The following is a 12408-nucleotide window of genomic DNA, read 5'->3' as shown; positions in this document are numbered from 1 at the left end:
AATGACTAATCAAACCCAACCACAAGACGGTTTCCGCTTCAACGGCCAAGGCCACCAAGTACCAGTAAGCCAAATCAAAGACGTTGATTTACTGCGTGATGATGTTGTTGCTGACATCGTAAAAAAAGCGATTGCGACACAAGAAACCCTTGCGCTGTTTAAGAAAGAAGCCATGCAGAATGTCGCGGATTTTGTAGACCTAAGCTCTGCTGAATTTGATGTGAAATACGGCGGAACCAAAGGCAACGTTACGCTGCTTTCGTTTGATGGCAAATACAAGGTGCAACGCTCAATTGGAGAGCACCGCGTGTTCGATGAACGCATCCAAGCGGCTAAGGCAAAAATTGACGAATGCATTAACCGTTGGAATGAAAATTCAAGCGATGAAATTAAAGCCCTGGTTGATTTGTCTTTCCGCGTAAACAAGCAAGGTCACATTGATGTTAACCAAGTGCTTAGCCTTCGCCAGTTAAACATTACCGACCCTGATTGGTTAGAGGCGATGGACGCCATTGCCGACTCAATCAAGGTTGTTGGTAAAACGCCTTACCTTCGAATCTATGAACGCCAAGGTGATGGTCAGTACAAACAAATCGCTCTTGATATCGCCAAGCTATAGCGAGGTGTAAATGTTACTGATAAGCACCCGATATGGAGAGATAAACGTCAGTCGCCATGCTATCGAAAGATGGCGACAACGTACGGGTCGCAGCCTTCCACAACTTGTAGAGGCGGTGGCGAAAGCTAACCGCCCAAGCAAGAACAGACTGCGAAGAATAATGAAATGCGAATCAGGTTGGCAGCCAAAGCGAATTTTAGAAAGTGACTGCGCCTACTTCCTAATTCGAAACAACAACATTGTGACCGTTTATGACAAACGGAATAGAGGGAATCAACATGCATACAGCTAACCCACTGCAACGTTCTTTCACTACCGCCCACACTCGCAGAGTGATTGATCTAGAAATTGAAATGGCTGAAGCCTTAATTGAAAAAGACGGCACTGCATTTCCAGATAGCACGTTTGAAGAAGGCTATATCGCAGCACTGAAGTTCATTTTAAATCAGTCCAGTTCGAACGTTCGTGAAGAGTACGAAGACATGATGGATGAACTCAATGGAAAAGACGAAAGCGAAGCGGCCTAACCAATTAATCAAATACATCATGAAGTTTCGCCGCTGCTCTCAAGTCGAAGCAGAGCAATGGGCAGATAACCACTGCGGTGATTGGCGCAATACGCCACTGCCCAAAGCGAAGCGAGTGAAATCTATATCAAGCAATGAAAAGGAATATGAAGAATGAGCAAACCAATTACAAAAGAAATGTGGGCTGAGATTGAAGCGGAAATGGCAGGTGGTTGGGTTGATATCGCTTTTAATTACAAAGGTTATGAAGTGTCAGTGCAACGCGTTCGTGAGTCTGAATCGAAAACCTGTCTTCAAGTCTACGTTGATGGCCACATCAAAGGTGCATGGGTGAGTTTTAAAGGTGGTCTCAGTTTCACCGAAGATGCGCCAAGCATTTTGAGTGAAGTGTGGTGCTTAAAAACCAAAGCTAAATATTCCACAAAGTTCAAAAAATCGATTGAGAAAATATACGGCAAACGTCGCACAAAAAAAGAGTACCCAGACTTGCACGATATTCATGCTTTTCATGTCCCTAGCTTCTCAAAAGCTTCTGTGCTGTGTCGTCAGTTCAAAAAGCTCGAAGGGTTAGAGCTGACTAAAGCAACGTGCCTTGAATCATAAAAAAGGAATACAAGATGGAAATACTAAAACATCAAATCACCGAGCAAGAACAAAGAATTGTTTATCGCATGGGTGAGCGTCCAGAAAATACTTTAAGAGAGTTATTAGAGGAAGGATTTGTCTCTCAGAAGAAGTTTATAAATATCCGACCTAAACAGCGTTGTCCATGTGGTTCAAAGAAGAAGTTTAAGAAATGCTGTGGAAGATTGTTAGAAGATAAATAAGCGAAACAAGCAAGGTTCGCCTTGCTTGTCTGCCTAGCGTGGTTGCTAGGTACTGATGAGCAGCCAGTACAACACAAAGCTATAGGAGGTTTTTATTATGTTTGGTGAATACACACCACTAATGAAAGCAGGTTTATTACAACGCCGCTTAGCGAATGGTAAAGCCATACTCGATGCTGAACTAGGCTTGCAGAAATGGTGCCCACACTGCCAAGAGTATTGGCCGCAAGACACCTTGTTCTGGTCGCCATGCAGAAGAAACCCCGATGGGTTACAGAGTTGGTGCAAAGCTTGTCAGTTGGAATGCAAGAACGCCAAACGTAAAGCGGCTTAGGAGAGAAAATGAAGTTTTCATTACCAGATTTAAACAGAAATCATGATGTGGTTTTAGCTGCAAGGTTAATGCACTACCTTCACGGTAGCCATTATGCCGCATATGAACCATGCCGCCTCGTCCTTGCACGCTTCCCTGAGTTAACACCAGAGCAAGTAATGTGTTTATGGGTTGGTGTTAATATGGCTGAGTGTTCTATTCAAGAACTCGAAAGTATTAATTTGGTTGAGGTCGTAAATGTCTAACTTACTCAAACTTGTCCAAATCGCTAAGCGTGATCTTGCCATGGAAGATGATTCTTATCGTGACGTTCTTGAGCAATGCACAGGTAAGCGAAGTGCAAAAGGCTTGAACGACATTCAACTAACCAAAGTGTTAGACAGAATGAAAGCGCTAGGCTTTAAACCAAAACGCAAGCCACAAGCAAGAGCGCCGGAAGTGGCAAAGATTCGTGCAATTTGGCGTACCATGCACAAACAAGGCTTTATCCGTAATGCGAACGACGTTGCCATTGATGCTTATGTGAAGCGCATGACTACTGCATCAAATGGACGTGGCATTGAAAAAGCGGTTTGGCTTAAGTCAGCTCAAGCAGCTGAAGTGTTAGAAGCTTTAAAGAAATGGCACTATCGATTGATGGCCGAGGTGGTCACTAAAAGTGGTGGTCGCATTCCATCGAACAACGATTGCACAGGCCCAGCTGGTTACGAGTTATTAGCGGATTATTATATTGAGAAATATTACAAACCTGCTTAACGTGCCCCACCAGTAAACACTGCCATATACTACAAACACCTCGCCAAGCGGGGTGTTTTTGTATTTATACTTTGTGAAGGTGTGCCATGTGGATGGGAGGCAGTGATGAGTGAAGAAAGCCAAGACTTGTTTGGCTACAAGAATGTAAGCCTAGAAGAAGTTGAAAAACTAGCAGACGATGAAGAGCACCAAAGATGGCCAGAAGCCATGCGCCAAATCTACTGCATATTCAAAGATGAACTCGTTAAGAACGAAACCGATCCAAAGCTTGCGGTGGTTTTACTGCATCGTATTTGCAAAGAGTTTGGTGGTGTTCAGCTTTACCTTCCACGGGGCAGACAGCTTGAATCTGAAATCATGAACCTGTCTATCTGGCGTGAGTTCAATGGTGCGAATGTTGAAGAGCTGTCACGTAAATACGATAAAAGTATGCAGCATATCTATCGCGTAGTGGCTAAAATGCGCAAGATAGAAGTTAAGAACCGTCAACCGAATTTATTTTAAGAGAGTTAGTAATGAAAAAATCAGTGATCACCTTGCTTGCAGCTTATGCTCTTGTCGGGTGTAGTGAGCCTAGTAATACCCTGTCATTTGAAATGAATGAATCCGATTCGGAGCATATTGAAATAATCAAAGATGCAGCTTCTGTTCTATCTCAGTTTTGCCCTCCAGCAAAGAAAGCGAACAGTGTAAATGCTTCATATCAAAGTGACGTCATTATTGAATATGAATCTAAAAACCCTAAAGCTACTTGGGGTGATGAGGAACTCGATCTAACTAAACCTATTCAGCAAACTGGTATGCTTGGCTACCGCTCAGAAAAATACAATTGGACTTATGATATTGAGTTTAAAATAAAAGATGATAGAAGTGGCCATATACACTGGGTTTATGTTGGTGGAGATGAACAAGGAATTAACGGTTTTCTTGTGGCAGGAAAGCAAGAGAGTCTTGATTTTTGTAAAATTGATGCGACTATGAAAGACAATTACTTCCTGCCAATTTCAGTGTCGAGAAACTGATATCATCAATAATTAGCGTTACTACCTTCCGTATCAAAATAGAAAGCACAATCAGTTAAACGTAACCCCATTACTAAACTGGTTGTGCTATGAAAACCCTAACTCTCCATCGCAATTATTTCCCTCATGGTGTTTTTTCTTATCTGTGCGATGAGAATGGAAACGCTATTCTCAAGACCGTTGAACGACCTTGGAAAAATAACCAAGCTGGCATTTCATGTATTCCAGAAGGCACCTACGACCTGCTACCACATGACAGCCCGAAGTTTGGCAAATGCTACGCACTAGAAGCACCTACCCTTGGTGTTACTCGATTCGGCCCTTCTCAACGAACTCATATTCTTATCCACAAAGCAAACCGAGCAGCACAGCTTGAAGGTTGTATTGCACCAGGCATGGACTTTGGTGTGGTGAATAATGAATGGGCTGTTATCAATTCAGGCACGGCCTTCGATTATTTTATGGCTCACCTTGGTGGTGAAAAAGCCAAGCTTGTTATTCGTCGAGCGTAACCATGGGCCGCAATTGGGACTTTGCCAAACAACGAGGGCGCGAACAGCGCCTCGATGCCGAGTTGAATGCATTTGAAAACGGTATTGAAGTCCCATTAACCCCGCCTTTATTTAGCCACGATGCCACCATGCAAAGTTACTTTTCGAAAGCGTGGAGCCGTGTCTCTCAAAATGAAATTGATCGCCACCTTGGTATTGCGAAAGCGCCACAAGGGAATGACCTAGTTTCAAAAATCAGGAGCTTAAGAGAATGTCACTTTCAGTCATCGCGGGGGTAGCTTCGCTTGCCATGGAATATGGCCCTGCTGCTATTCGCGGCATATCAAGTTTGTTTGGTGGTAATGAAACGGCAGACAAAGTAGCCGAAGCGGTAGAGCAAGCCGATTCAATGTTTGGTGCTAACAAGGCACAGAAAGAGTTGGCCGTTACTCGCGCCCTGCAAAACTTGCCACCTGAATCTTTGGTTGAACTTGAGAAGATTAAGGTCGAGTTAGAAAAGGAAAAGACTCGCCGCCAAGAACTCACGCTTAGTGATAAACAAGCCGAACATCACGAAACTCAAACCACTATTCGTAATGGTGATAATGCTAAAGACGAATACGTTCGCCAAACGCGACCAAAGCAAGCTCGTCAAAGCTTTTGGGCAGGTACGCTTTATATCTTCTTAATGACGGCCGCTAAGGTGTTTGGCTTTTCCGAATCAGGGCCTGATATCGCTATCGCCTTAACACTTTATGCGTTGGCATTTTCTTACCATGGATTGCGTTCACTTGATGGTTTTGCCCCTTACTCTAAGTCGAGTGGCGATAAGATAACGAGTGCTATCGGAAGTGTGATCAAGGGGCGCAAATGACCGACCAGTTCGATAAGGCTCAAGAGCTTGAGCAAACCTTCAGAGAAAAAGCCATTGCTCATCAACGTACACGCTGCATAGAACAGCCCGACGAAGATGAACACGGTAATCGCTATTGCTTAAGTTGTGGTGACACCATCCCAACTAAGCGATTAGAAGCGATGCCTAATGCGGTGCGCTGCGTCAGTTGTCAATCACATAAGGAGCCACATTAATGGAGTTGTGGATCAAAACTTATTGGCCTATCGCATGGGCTGCGTTGAGCACATTGGGGATGTTAGTCCTTGCCTTGCTTTCTAAAACGTACGCCAAGCGAGAAGACCTAGAAAAGGTAGGACGTAAAGTGGACGAACTACAAACGCAGATTGACAATCTACCCACTCAGCAACAAGTCACGCAGCTATTGCTTGAAATGGCAAATACACGCGGTGAGATGAAAGAGCTACGGGCACAAATACAACCTGTAGAACACCTCGCTCAACTGCTATTAGAACAACGTTTAAAAGATGATAAATAGAGTGTGATTATGGAATACGTAAGCCCTAAAGATAAGTGGTTGTACTTAATTTTAACTCTTGGTCTGTTTTGTTTATTAGGCTTTGGGTGGGTAGTAATAGAATCCTTGATATGGCTATTTTCTCATATCAGTTTTAATTTTTAACGGAGTACTTATGGGCTTTAAAGAGTTATTAAAAGAAGACCAGCGTCTTGTGATCTTGCGTTCACTTCATGACATGACAGGGTATGAAGCGAACGAATCTATCCTTGATTCTTGCCTTGATACTTACGGTCACAACATTAGCCGTGATGCAGTTCGTACGCATTTATCTTGGCTTGAAGAGCAAGGGCTAATTAGCATTCGTACTGTATTAGATTGCCAAGTCGCAAAACTTACAGGCCGTGGTGAAGATGTGGCAACAGGTCAAGCCATTGTTCCTGGTGTAAAACGTCCACGCGCTTAGGAGTGTTGTATGTCCATTGTTAACCGTTCAGCCAGTAATCGAAAATCAAAGATAGATTTGCTGCCTGATGAAATTCGTCAAACTCTGAATGCGTTTATTCGCAGTGGGAACATGACACAGAAAGACATTCGCTTGGCCGTGAATGAAATGATTGATGATGCGGGGCTTCCAGAAGATGTGAAAATCAGTCGCACTGGATTTAACCGATACGCCAAGCGCATGGAAGAAATGGGCCAGCGTTTGAAGCAGTCTCGCGAAGTGGCGGAAGTGTGGACAACCAAACTGGGTGAAGCGCCCACCTCTGATGTGGGTAAGCTGCTGCAAGAGTTTGTGCGTACCATGGCTTTTGAAACGTCCATGACCATGATGGAAAACGCAGCTGAAGATGGTGAAGTAATTCCACCCAAAGCACTCGCTCAACTCGCTTTGGTTATTCAACGTATCGAGCAAGCCTCAATGGTGAGCCATAAGGTTGAGAAAGAAATACGTGCAGCGTTTGCGGCAGAAGTAGCCGATGCAACTGAAGCCATTGTGAAGCAGGCTGGCGTAACCGCTGAAACCATTCAAGACATTAAGAAAGGCATATTGGGGATTGCATAATGGGAATTAAGAAACCGACACCACCGAAGATACTTCAGTATTTTAAATACTTGCATTTACCTGATCGTTTACAAACGGTCAACAAACCCTTCAATGAGTTGGCTTACTTAATAGCTGAAGACCTACCTGATAATGAAGAGCGTGAAATCGCATTAAGAAAGCTGTTAGAAGCTAAAGATTGCGCCGTTCGTGCAATGCTTGGATAAAGCTGATGACAGAAAGAAGCGCAGCCCAAAAAAAGCTACAACGGCAAAGTGAAACGCTTGTCTTATCTGGTGAGTTTGATAAGAACGAAGTATTGCTGCCTTATCAAAAGCGCTGGATAGCGGATGACTCTCAATTAAAGATTGCAGAGAAAAGCCGACGAACAGGCGTGACATGGGCAGAAGCGGCAGACTCAGCATTGAGTGCTGCCGCCTCTGCTATTGCAGGCGGTGAAGATGTCTTCTATGTTGGTTCAACCAAAGACATGGCGCGAGAGTTTATTGATGCTGTCTCAATGTGGGCCAAAGCTTACAGCTGCGCGTGTGATGATGTCAGTGAAGAAGTCTTCGAGAATGAAGATAAAGACATTCTGACTTACGTGATCAACTTTGCGTCTGGTTTCAAAGTCAAAGCTCTATCAAGTAACCCTTCTAACCTGCGTGGTATGCAAGGCACGGTTATCATCGATGAAGCGGCCTTTCATGAACGCTTAGCCGAAGTGCTAAAAGCGGCCCTCGCATTAACCATGTGGGGTTCAAAGGTTCGCTTAATCAGTACCCATAACGGCATCGAGAATTTATTCAACACCCTAATTCAAGACAGTCGTGCAGGTAAAAAACGTTACTCGATCCACACCATCACCTTAGATAACGCTTGCGAACAAGGGCTATATAAACGTATATGCCAGGTTAAGAAGACGCCGTGGACGCAAGAACTCGAAGATGAATGGAAAGCGAACCTGCTTCGTGACACGGCCACCGAAGAAGATGCACTTGAAGAGTACCAATGTGTTCCGAAGAATGGCGGTGGTGCTTACATTAGCCGTGGCTTGCGTGAACGTGCTGCGCGGTTAGATGGCCCAGTATTAAGCTTCACTGGTTCTAAGGCGTTTAACGAAGCGAAAGAGCACATCCGTGAAGCTGAGATGAAAGAGTGGTTAGAGGAACACGTTCAGCCAGAACTCGATAAGCTCGATCCTAAACTGCGCCATTGCTTGGGTGAGGATTTTGCACGCTCTGGTGACTTAACCGTTTATGCACCCATGGCCGTTCAAAATGATGTGAAGCGCACCGTTCCTTTCTTGTTAGAACTTGGCAATGTGCCATTCAAGCAGCAAGAGCAAGCGCTTTACTTTATTTGTGATCAACTCCCAAGGCGTGATGGTATTTATCTTGATGCGCGTGGTAACGGCCAGTACCTAGCCGAACAAGCCCGATACGAGTACGGCGAAGAAGTGGTTGAGGTCATGCTCTCTGTGGGTTACTACCGCGAGAACATGCCTTCATTTAAAGCTGCGTTTGAAGATGATGAAATACTGCTTCCAAAGCATGAGGACGTAATTACTGATTTGGGACAAATCCAAATTAAAGCAGGCGTTCCTAGTATTGATTCAACACGAACCAAAGGCGAGGACGGAAACAAACGACACGGCGATAGTGCCATTGCTATTTGGTTTGCTTACTTAGCTTCTAAGGCGGATTTAACGCGTTACGGCTTGCACACCATCAAGGCCAATGTCGATGAGAACCAACGCCGCTTTCATGGCACCGCCGAAGAAAATAACCGATTTGATGATATGCCGAACCAAGACTTACGCGGCAAAGGAATTAGACTATGACCTCAATTGTTGATGTAAACGGCAAGCCATTAGAAGCCGATAAGACGCTACTGTCTGAAGACATTGCCAAAGCGTACACCACCAGTGTGCGAAACCCTCGACCTGCCAGTGTCGCCTCTACTTTAAACCCGCTTCGATTAGCGGGATTACTTCGCAGTGTGGTAGATGGAAACAACCCACAAGATTACATGACGCTTGCCGAAGAAATGGAAGAGCGCGATTTGCACTACGCGGCGCAGCTGCGCACCCGTAAGTTGGCGGTTGCTGCTATTGAGCCTACCGTTGAACCTGCCAGTGATGAGCAAGTTGATCTCGATATGGCTGATCGCGTTCGTGACATCATGGCCGAAGACCAAATACCAGAACTGTTTTTTGATTTGCTTGATGGCCTAGGTAAAGGGTTAGCCGTTGTACAAGTGCTTTGGGATACCAAACAAACACCATGGAAACCACAAGATTATAAATGGGTAGACCCTCGCTATCTTCGTGCCGACCAAGACACGCTTGAAGACATTCTATTGATTAGTGATTCTGCGCCAAGTGGCGAGCCGTTAGAGCCGTATAAGTTTATGGTGCATACGCCTCGATCTAAATCTGGCATTGTTTGGCGTAACGGTTTAGCCCGTTTGGTTGCCGTGATGTACATGCTTAAATCGTTCACGGTTCGTGATTGGTGGGCGTTTGCTGAAGTGTTTGGCATTCCTGTTCGTGTGGGTAAATACGGCCCGAACGCCAGTGCCGAAGATATCAACACACTAGTAAATGCCATTGGTCGCATTGCCAGTGATGCAGGTGCGGTGATTCCTGAATCCATGAAGCTAGAGCTTATCGAAACGGCCAAAGGCAATGGCGGTAATACGCTGTTTGAAAATATGGCCCGTTGGTGTGATGAGCAAACCAGTAAAGCGGTACTTGGCCAAACCATGACGGCTGATAACGGCAGTTCGCAATCTCAAGCCAATGTTCATAACGAAGTACGTATGGATATTGCTAAGTGGGATGCGCGCCAACTTGAAGCGTGTGTGAATGAGTACCTGGTTAAGCCCTATGTGATCCTGAACTGGGGGGTGCAAGAGCGTTACCCTAAAGTTCGCATTCGAGTGCCAGAGCCAGAAGACTTGAAGATGTTGGTCGATAGCTTGAAGCCAATGATTGAAAGTGGCATGCGCGTATCTGCAAGTGAAGTGCGTGAAAAGTTTGGGCTACGTGAACCAACCGACAATGAAGATGTGCTGATGCCAGCAAGCGCGGTACTTGCTCAAAATCTTCCTGCGACCAACCGAGATAAATCAAAGGTAGCGATTAACCGCATAAGCAAAACGGCTGAAGCGGAAATGAACGACTTAACCGATGAAGCCGTGAGCGACTGGGAAGAAGTTGCGGAAGACTTCATGAACCCGATCATCGAACTGGCCAATGCGTCAGACAGTTATGAAACGTTCTTAGAAAAGCTGCCAGAGCTTCAAGAGACATTAGGCGCTGACGTGTTTGTTGAGCAGATGGCGCAATACATGTTCCAGATGCGCGGCTATGGAGACGCTAAAGATGTCTAAAGCCCTTGCGTCTGAAAGTATTGTGCCTGTTGAATCACTAGAGTGGTTCAAGAGTAAAGGGATAGAACCTGGCTTTGACTATCGCGACGTATGGAAGCAAGAGCACAACAACGCATTCACTGTTGCAAAGATGCTGAATGCCGATCTTCTTGTGGATGTGAAAGCCATTGTTGAAGAGGCCATCGAGCAAGGCCAAACGTTCAAGCAGTTTCAAGATATCTTAAAGCCACTCTTGGTTAAGTCTGGTTGGTGGGGCATTCAAGAAATGGTTGACCCACTGAGCGGAGATTCAAAGCCCGTTCAATTAGGCAGTGAAGGCCGTGTAAAGACCATTTACAAAACCAACATGAGAACGGCACGCTCAGCGGGGCAATGGGAACGCATCGAGCGAACCAAACGCGCCATGCCTTATTTGCTTTATCAGCTTGGGCCATCCATGGAGCATCGAGTTGATCACGTTAAATGGAAAGATACGCTGCTTCCTGTTGGTGACCCGTGGTGGGATAACCACATGCCACCGAACGGTTGGGGCTGCAAATGTTGGATACGCCAAGTATCGAAGTTTGAAGCTGAGAAGCTGATTGCCGATGATAAGGTATCGACCGACTCGCCAGAAGGTGGCACTAAGCAGTGGTTAAACAAGCGAACGGGTGAAGTGGAAGTGTTACCAGAAGGCATTGAACCAGGATGGAATTACAACCCTGGTAAATCACGCCAAGAAGCGATGCAAGAAGACCTATTGCAAAAAGAAACAAGAATGCGTGAGACGCTCTCTAATGGCTCTTAGTTGTAAAATGGCTACAATGTGTCGTTTAAAAAAGTTCTAACAAATCTGAGTCGATTTAAACAGTGTTTAAACATGGTTCAGTAAACTATTTTAGGTGAGATTGCACAAGTCAGCTTGATAAGCTGATTTTTTCGGGTAATCTTTAAGCCCTTAGCAATCGCAATTCAATTCATTCCCCTTTCTCAAAATAGAGCAACCGACGTTATTTCTCGTCGGTTGCTTTTTTTTTGCATTCTTAAATCCACGAAACGAGTTCATACCAACTAATCCAATGAGGAGGTTGTTATGTAAGTTCTGATTTATGGAGCGAGTAATGAAAAAAACTTACCTGGCAATGTGTTTCAACTTATCGAACAGCATGATTGATGGCCTTGGTGAAGAACAAGGTACTAACAGCGTTTGGTTGCCAATGATTCCTGCGGGTGAAGTAAAAGGCCGTGATGGTCGCATGTGGATGAACACCGAACCTGATGCGATTGTTGCAGCCTTTGATGCAAAACTTCCTTTCGACATTGAACACGCTACCGAGATTCGTGGCCCAGAAGGTAAAGACGCTGATGCAGCGGGTTGGATTCTGGCACTAGAAAACCGCGAAGGTGAGATTTGGGCGCAAGTCGAATGGAACTATATCGGCCGCTATAAAATTACCGACAAGTTATATCTGTATTACTCCCCTGCTTTTAACTATGACCAGCAAGGCGTCATTACTGCGATGAGCAGCGCTGGCTTAACCAACAAACCTAACTTTTATGTACCTGCCCTTAATCGACAAGAGGAAACCGACATGCCGCTTTCACAACTGATTGCAGCCGCGCTTGGCCTAGCCGCAGACGCGACCGAAGAGCAAGGTGTTACCGCAATTAATTCACTTAAGTCTGAGAAAGACATTGCGCTAAACCGTGCCGCTACGCCGGACTTAACTAAGTTCATCCCAATTGAAACACACACCGTTGCACTGAATCGCGCCACCACGGCTGAAGCTCAGTTAAAAGAAATTAACGACAAGAAAGTCGATGGCTTGGTTCAGGCTGCGATTGATGAAGGCAAGATTGCGCCTGCAAACAAAGAAATGTTTGTTGGTATGTGTCGTGCTGAAGGCGGTATTGAGCAGTTCGAAGCGTTTGTGAAGAGTGCTCCATCTATTGCGACCAACTCCCAGATTAAGAAGCCGAAAGTTGAAGGTGGCAGCCAGTTAGATAAAGACGAACTTGCGATGTGTCGCAAGATGAATTTG

Annotated in this window: 23 protein-coding genes and 1 other RNA gene; all 24 read left to right on the top strand. The window is 45.2% G+C overall.

Annotated elements, in window-relative coordinates; translation table 11 throughout:
* Window position 1 precedes the first annotated feature (1 nt).
* On the top strand, window positions 2–619 hold the full coding sequence (locus tag ACED59_RS06730; protein ID WP_237297408.1) for a DUF3164 family protein: 618 nt from the start codon (window positions 2–4) through the stop codon (window positions 617–619).
* A 10-nt stretch (window positions 620–629) separates the two neighbouring features.
* A complete protein-coding gene (locus ACED59_RS06725; protein ID WP_371704812.1) occupies window positions 630–911 on the top strand; it encodes a hypothetical protein in 282 nt (93 codons plus the stop codon).
* A complete protein-coding gene (locus ACED59_RS06720; RefSeq protein ID WP_017096624.1) occupies window positions 898–1146 on the top strand; it encodes a hypothetical protein in 249 nt (82 codons plus the stop codon). The genes ACED59_RS06725 and ACED59_RS06720 overlap by 14 nt, the downstream gene beginning before the upstream one ends.
* Window positions 1118–1303 (top strand): hypothetical protein, encoded by a 186-nt coding sequence (locus ACED59_RS06715; protein ID WP_016076450.1) that lies wholly within the window; start codon window positions 1118–1120, stop codon window positions 1301–1303. The genes ACED59_RS06720 and ACED59_RS06715 overlap by 29 nt, the downstream gene beginning before the upstream one ends.
* On the top strand, window positions 1300–1749 hold the full coding sequence (locus ACED59_RS06710) for a hypothetical protein (protein ID WP_017096623.1): 450 nt from the start codon (window positions 1300–1302) through the stop codon (window positions 1747–1749). The genes ACED59_RS06715 and ACED59_RS06710 overlap by 4 nt, the downstream gene beginning before the upstream one ends.
* Window positions 1750–1763: 14 nt before the next feature.
* The gene (locus ACED59_RS06705) at window positions 1764–1973 is read left to right on the top strand and encodes an SEC-C metal-binding domain-containing protein (protein ID WP_016076448.1); all 210 of its coding nucleotides are present in this window, start codon (window positions 1764–1766) and stop codon (window positions 1971–1973) included.
* Window positions 1972–2042: hammerhead ribozyme type II (locus ACED59_RS06700), an RNA gene on the top strand. The genes ACED59_RS06705 and ACED59_RS06700 overlap by 2 nt, the downstream gene beginning before the upstream one ends.
* Window positions 2043–2070: 28 nt before the next feature.
* Window positions 2071–2307, top strand: coding sequence for a hypothetical protein (locus ACED59_RS06695; protein ID WP_016076447.1), 237 nt, complete (start codon window positions 2071–2073; stop codon window positions 2305–2307).
* 8 nt (window positions 2308–2315) lie between these two features.
* On the top strand, window positions 2316–2552 hold the full coding sequence (locus ACED59_RS06690) for a hypothetical protein (RefSeq protein WP_371704811.1): 237 nt from the start codon (window positions 2316–2318) through the stop codon (window positions 2550–2552).
* Window positions 2545–3063: a gp16 family protein gene (locus ACED59_RS06685; protein WP_017096621.1), complete on the top strand. Its 519-nt coding sequence runs from the start codon at window positions 2545–2547 to the stop codon at window positions 3061–3063. Before ACED59_RS06690 ends, ACED59_RS06685 begins: the two co-directional genes overlap by 8 nt.
* A gap of 105 nt (window positions 3064–3168) precedes the next feature.
* Complete coding sequence (locus ACED59_RS06680; RefSeq protein ID WP_017096620.1) at window positions 3169–3567, top strand: Mor transcription activator family protein; 399 nt, start codon at window positions 3169–3171, stop codon at window positions 3565–3567.
* An 11-nt stretch (window positions 3568–3578) separates the two neighbouring features.
* Entirely contained in the window at window positions 3579–4085 is a 507-nt protein-coding gene (locus ACED59_RS06675; protein WP_017096619.1) for a hypothetical protein, read from the top strand.
* Between the two features lie 89 nt (window positions 4086–4174).
* Entirely contained in the window at window positions 4175–4597 is a 423-nt protein-coding gene (locus ACED59_RS06670; RefSeq protein ID WP_017096618.1) for a DUF5675 family protein, read from the top strand.
* A 2-nt stretch (window positions 4598–4599) separates the two neighbouring features.
* A complete protein-coding gene (locus ACED59_RS06665; RefSeq protein WP_017096617.1) occupies window positions 4600–4875 on the top strand; it encodes a hypothetical protein in 276 nt (91 codons plus the stop codon).
* Window positions 4848–5450: a hypothetical protein gene (locus tag ACED59_RS06660; protein ID WP_017096616.1), complete on the top strand. Its 603-nt coding sequence runs from the start codon at window positions 4848–4850 to the stop codon at window positions 5448–5450. The genes ACED59_RS06665 and ACED59_RS06660 overlap by 28 nt, the downstream gene beginning before the upstream one ends.
* Window positions 5447–5665 carry a TraR/DksA family transcriptional regulator gene (locus ACED59_RS06655; RefSeq protein ID WP_016076439.1) on the top strand — a complete coding sequence of 73 codons (219 nt, stop codon included), beginning with the start codon at window positions 5447–5449 and terminating at the stop codon, window positions 5663–5665. The genes ACED59_RS06660 and ACED59_RS06655 overlap by 4 nt, the downstream gene beginning before the upstream one ends.
* Complete coding sequence (locus ACED59_RS06650) at window positions 5665–5967, top strand: DUF2730 family protein (protein WP_016076438.1); 303 nt, start codon at window positions 5665–5667, stop codon at window positions 5965–5967. The genes ACED59_RS06655 and ACED59_RS06650 overlap by 1 nt, the downstream gene beginning before the upstream one ends.
* Before the next feature lie 154 nt (window positions 5968–6121).
* Window positions 6122–6412: a hypothetical protein gene (locus ACED59_RS06645; protein ID WP_016076437.1), complete on the top strand. Its 291-nt coding sequence runs from the start codon at window positions 6122–6124 to the stop codon at window positions 6410–6412.
* A gap of 9 nt (window positions 6413–6421) precedes the next feature.
* Window positions 6422–7012 (top strand): DUF3486 family protein, encoded by a 591-nt coding sequence (locus ACED59_RS06640; protein ID WP_016076436.1) that lies wholly within the window; start codon window positions 6422–6424, stop codon window positions 7010–7012.
* Complete coding sequence (locus tag ACED59_RS06635; RefSeq protein ID WP_017096615.1) at window positions 7012–7218, top strand: hypothetical protein; 207 nt, start codon at window positions 7012–7014, stop codon at window positions 7216–7218. Before ACED59_RS06640 ends, ACED59_RS06635 begins: the two co-directional genes overlap by 1 nt.
* 5 nt (window positions 7219–7223) lie before the next feature.
* On the top strand, window positions 7224–8834 hold the full coding sequence (locus ACED59_RS06630; RefSeq protein ID WP_371704810.1) for a terminase large subunit domain-containing protein: 1611 nt from the start codon (window positions 7224–7226) through the stop codon (window positions 8832–8834).
* Window positions 8831–10387, top strand: coding sequence for a DUF935 domain-containing protein (locus tag ACED59_RS06625; protein ID WP_017098212.1), 1557 nt, complete (start codon window positions 8831–8833; stop codon window positions 10385–10387). The genes ACED59_RS06630 and ACED59_RS06625 overlap by 4 nt, the downstream gene beginning before the upstream one ends.
* A complete protein-coding gene (locus ACED59_RS06620) occupies window positions 10380–11174 on the top strand; it encodes a phage minor head protein (RefSeq protein ID WP_017098211.1) in 795 nt (264 codons plus the stop codon). Before ACED59_RS06625 ends, ACED59_RS06620 begins: the two co-directional genes overlap by 8 nt.
* A gap of 313 nt (window positions 11175–11487) precedes the next feature.
* Window positions 11488–12408 (top strand): phage protease (locus ACED59_RS06615; RefSeq protein WP_371731361.1); only part of this gene is annotated, 921 nt, incomplete at its 3' end.

This window comes from Vibrio sp. FF266 (genome assembly GCF_041439695.1).
GTDB lineage: Bacteria > Pseudomonadota > Gammaproteobacteria > Enterobacterales > Vibrionaceae > Vibrio > Vibrio tasmaniensis_A.
Note: the sequence above shows the minus strand (reverse complement) of the source record. Positions and strands in the feature narration are given on the sequence as shown.

Bases quoted from the DNA above. Each gene is read 5' to 3' on its own strand.
- ACED59_RS06705 (WP_016076448.1), top strand. From the start codon at position 1,764: ATGGAAATACTAAAACATCAAATCACCGAGCAAGAACAAAGAATTGTT.
- ACED59_RS06635 (WP_017096615.1), top strand. From the start codon at position 7,012: ATGGGAATTAAGAAACCGACACCACCGAAGATACTTCAGTATTTTAAA.
- ACED59_RS06630 (WP_371704810.1), top strand. From the start codon at position 7,224: ATGACAGAAAGAAGCGCAGCCCAAAAAAAGCTACAACGGCAAAGTGAA.
- ACED59_RS06620 (WP_017098211.1), top strand. From the start codon at position 10,380: ATGTCTAAAGCCCTTGCGTCTGAAAGTATTGTGCCTGTTGAATCACTA.
- ACED59_RS06695 (WP_016076447.1), top strand. From the start codon at position 2,071: ATGTTTGGTGAATACACACCACTAATGAAAGCAGGTTTATTACAACGC.
- ACED59_RS06650 (WP_016076438.1), top strand. From the start codon at position 5,665: ATGGAGTTGTGGATCAAAACTTATTGGCCTATCGCATGGGCTGCGTTG.
- ACED59_RS06725 (WP_371704812.1), top strand. From the start codon at position 630: ATGTTACTGATAAGCACCCGATATGGAGAGATAAACGTCAGTCGCCAT.
- ACED59_RS06685 (WP_017096621.1), top strand. From the start codon at position 2,545: ATGTCTAACTTACTCAAACTTGTCCAAATCGCTAAGCGTGATCTTGCC.
- ACED59_RS06665 (WP_017096617.1), top strand. From the start codon at position 4,600: ATGGGCCGCAATTGGGACTTTGCCAAACAACGAGGGCGCGAACAGCGC.
- ACED59_RS06690 (WP_371704811.1), top strand. From the start codon at position 2,316: ATGAAGTTTTCATTACCAGATTTAAACAGAAATCATGATGTGGTTTTA.
- ACED59_RS06625 (WP_017098212.1), top strand. From the start codon at position 8,831: ATGACCTCAATTGTTGATGTAAACGGCAAGCCATTAGAAGCCGATAAG.
- ACED59_RS06640 (WP_016076436.1), top strand. From the start codon at position 6,422: ATGTCCATTGTTAACCGTTCAGCCAGTAATCGAAAATCAAAGATAGAT.
- ACED59_RS06710 (WP_017096623.1), top strand. From the start codon at position 1,300: ATGAGCAAACCAATTACAAAAGAAATGTGGGCTGAGATTGAAGCGGAA.
- ACED59_RS06660 (WP_017096616.1), top strand. From the start codon at position 4,848: ATGTCACTTTCAGTCATCGCGGGGGTAGCTTCGCTTGCCATGGAATAT.
- ACED59_RS06670 (WP_017096618.1), top strand. From the start codon at position 4,175: ATGAAAACCCTAACTCTCCATCGCAATTATTTCCCTCATGGTGTTTTT.
- ACED59_RS06730 (WP_237297408.1), top strand. From the start codon at position 2: ATGACTAATCAAACCCAACCACAAGACGGTTTCCGCTTCAACGGCCAA.
- ACED59_RS06720 (WP_017096624.1), top strand. From the start codon at position 898: ATGCATACAGCTAACCCACTGCAACGTTCTTTCACTACCGCCCACACT.
- ACED59_RS06715 (WP_016076450.1), top strand. From the start codon at position 1,118: ATGGAAAAGACGAAAGCGAAGCGGCCTAACCAATTAATCAAATACATC.
- ACED59_RS06675 (WP_017096619.1), top strand. From the start codon at position 3,579: ATGAAAAAATCAGTGATCACCTTGCTTGCAGCTTATGCTCTTGTCGGG.
- ACED59_RS06645 (WP_016076437.1), top strand. From the start codon at position 6,122: ATGGGCTTTAAAGAGTTATTAAAAGAAGACCAGCGTCTTGTGATCTTG.
- ACED59_RS06655 (WP_016076439.1), top strand. From the start codon at position 5,447: ATGACCGACCAGTTCGATAAGGCTCAAGAGCTTGAGCAAACCTTCAGA.
- ACED59_RS06680 (WP_017096620.1), top strand. From the start codon at position 3,169: ATGAGTGAAGAAAGCCAAGACTTGTTTGGCTACAAGAATGTAAGCCTA.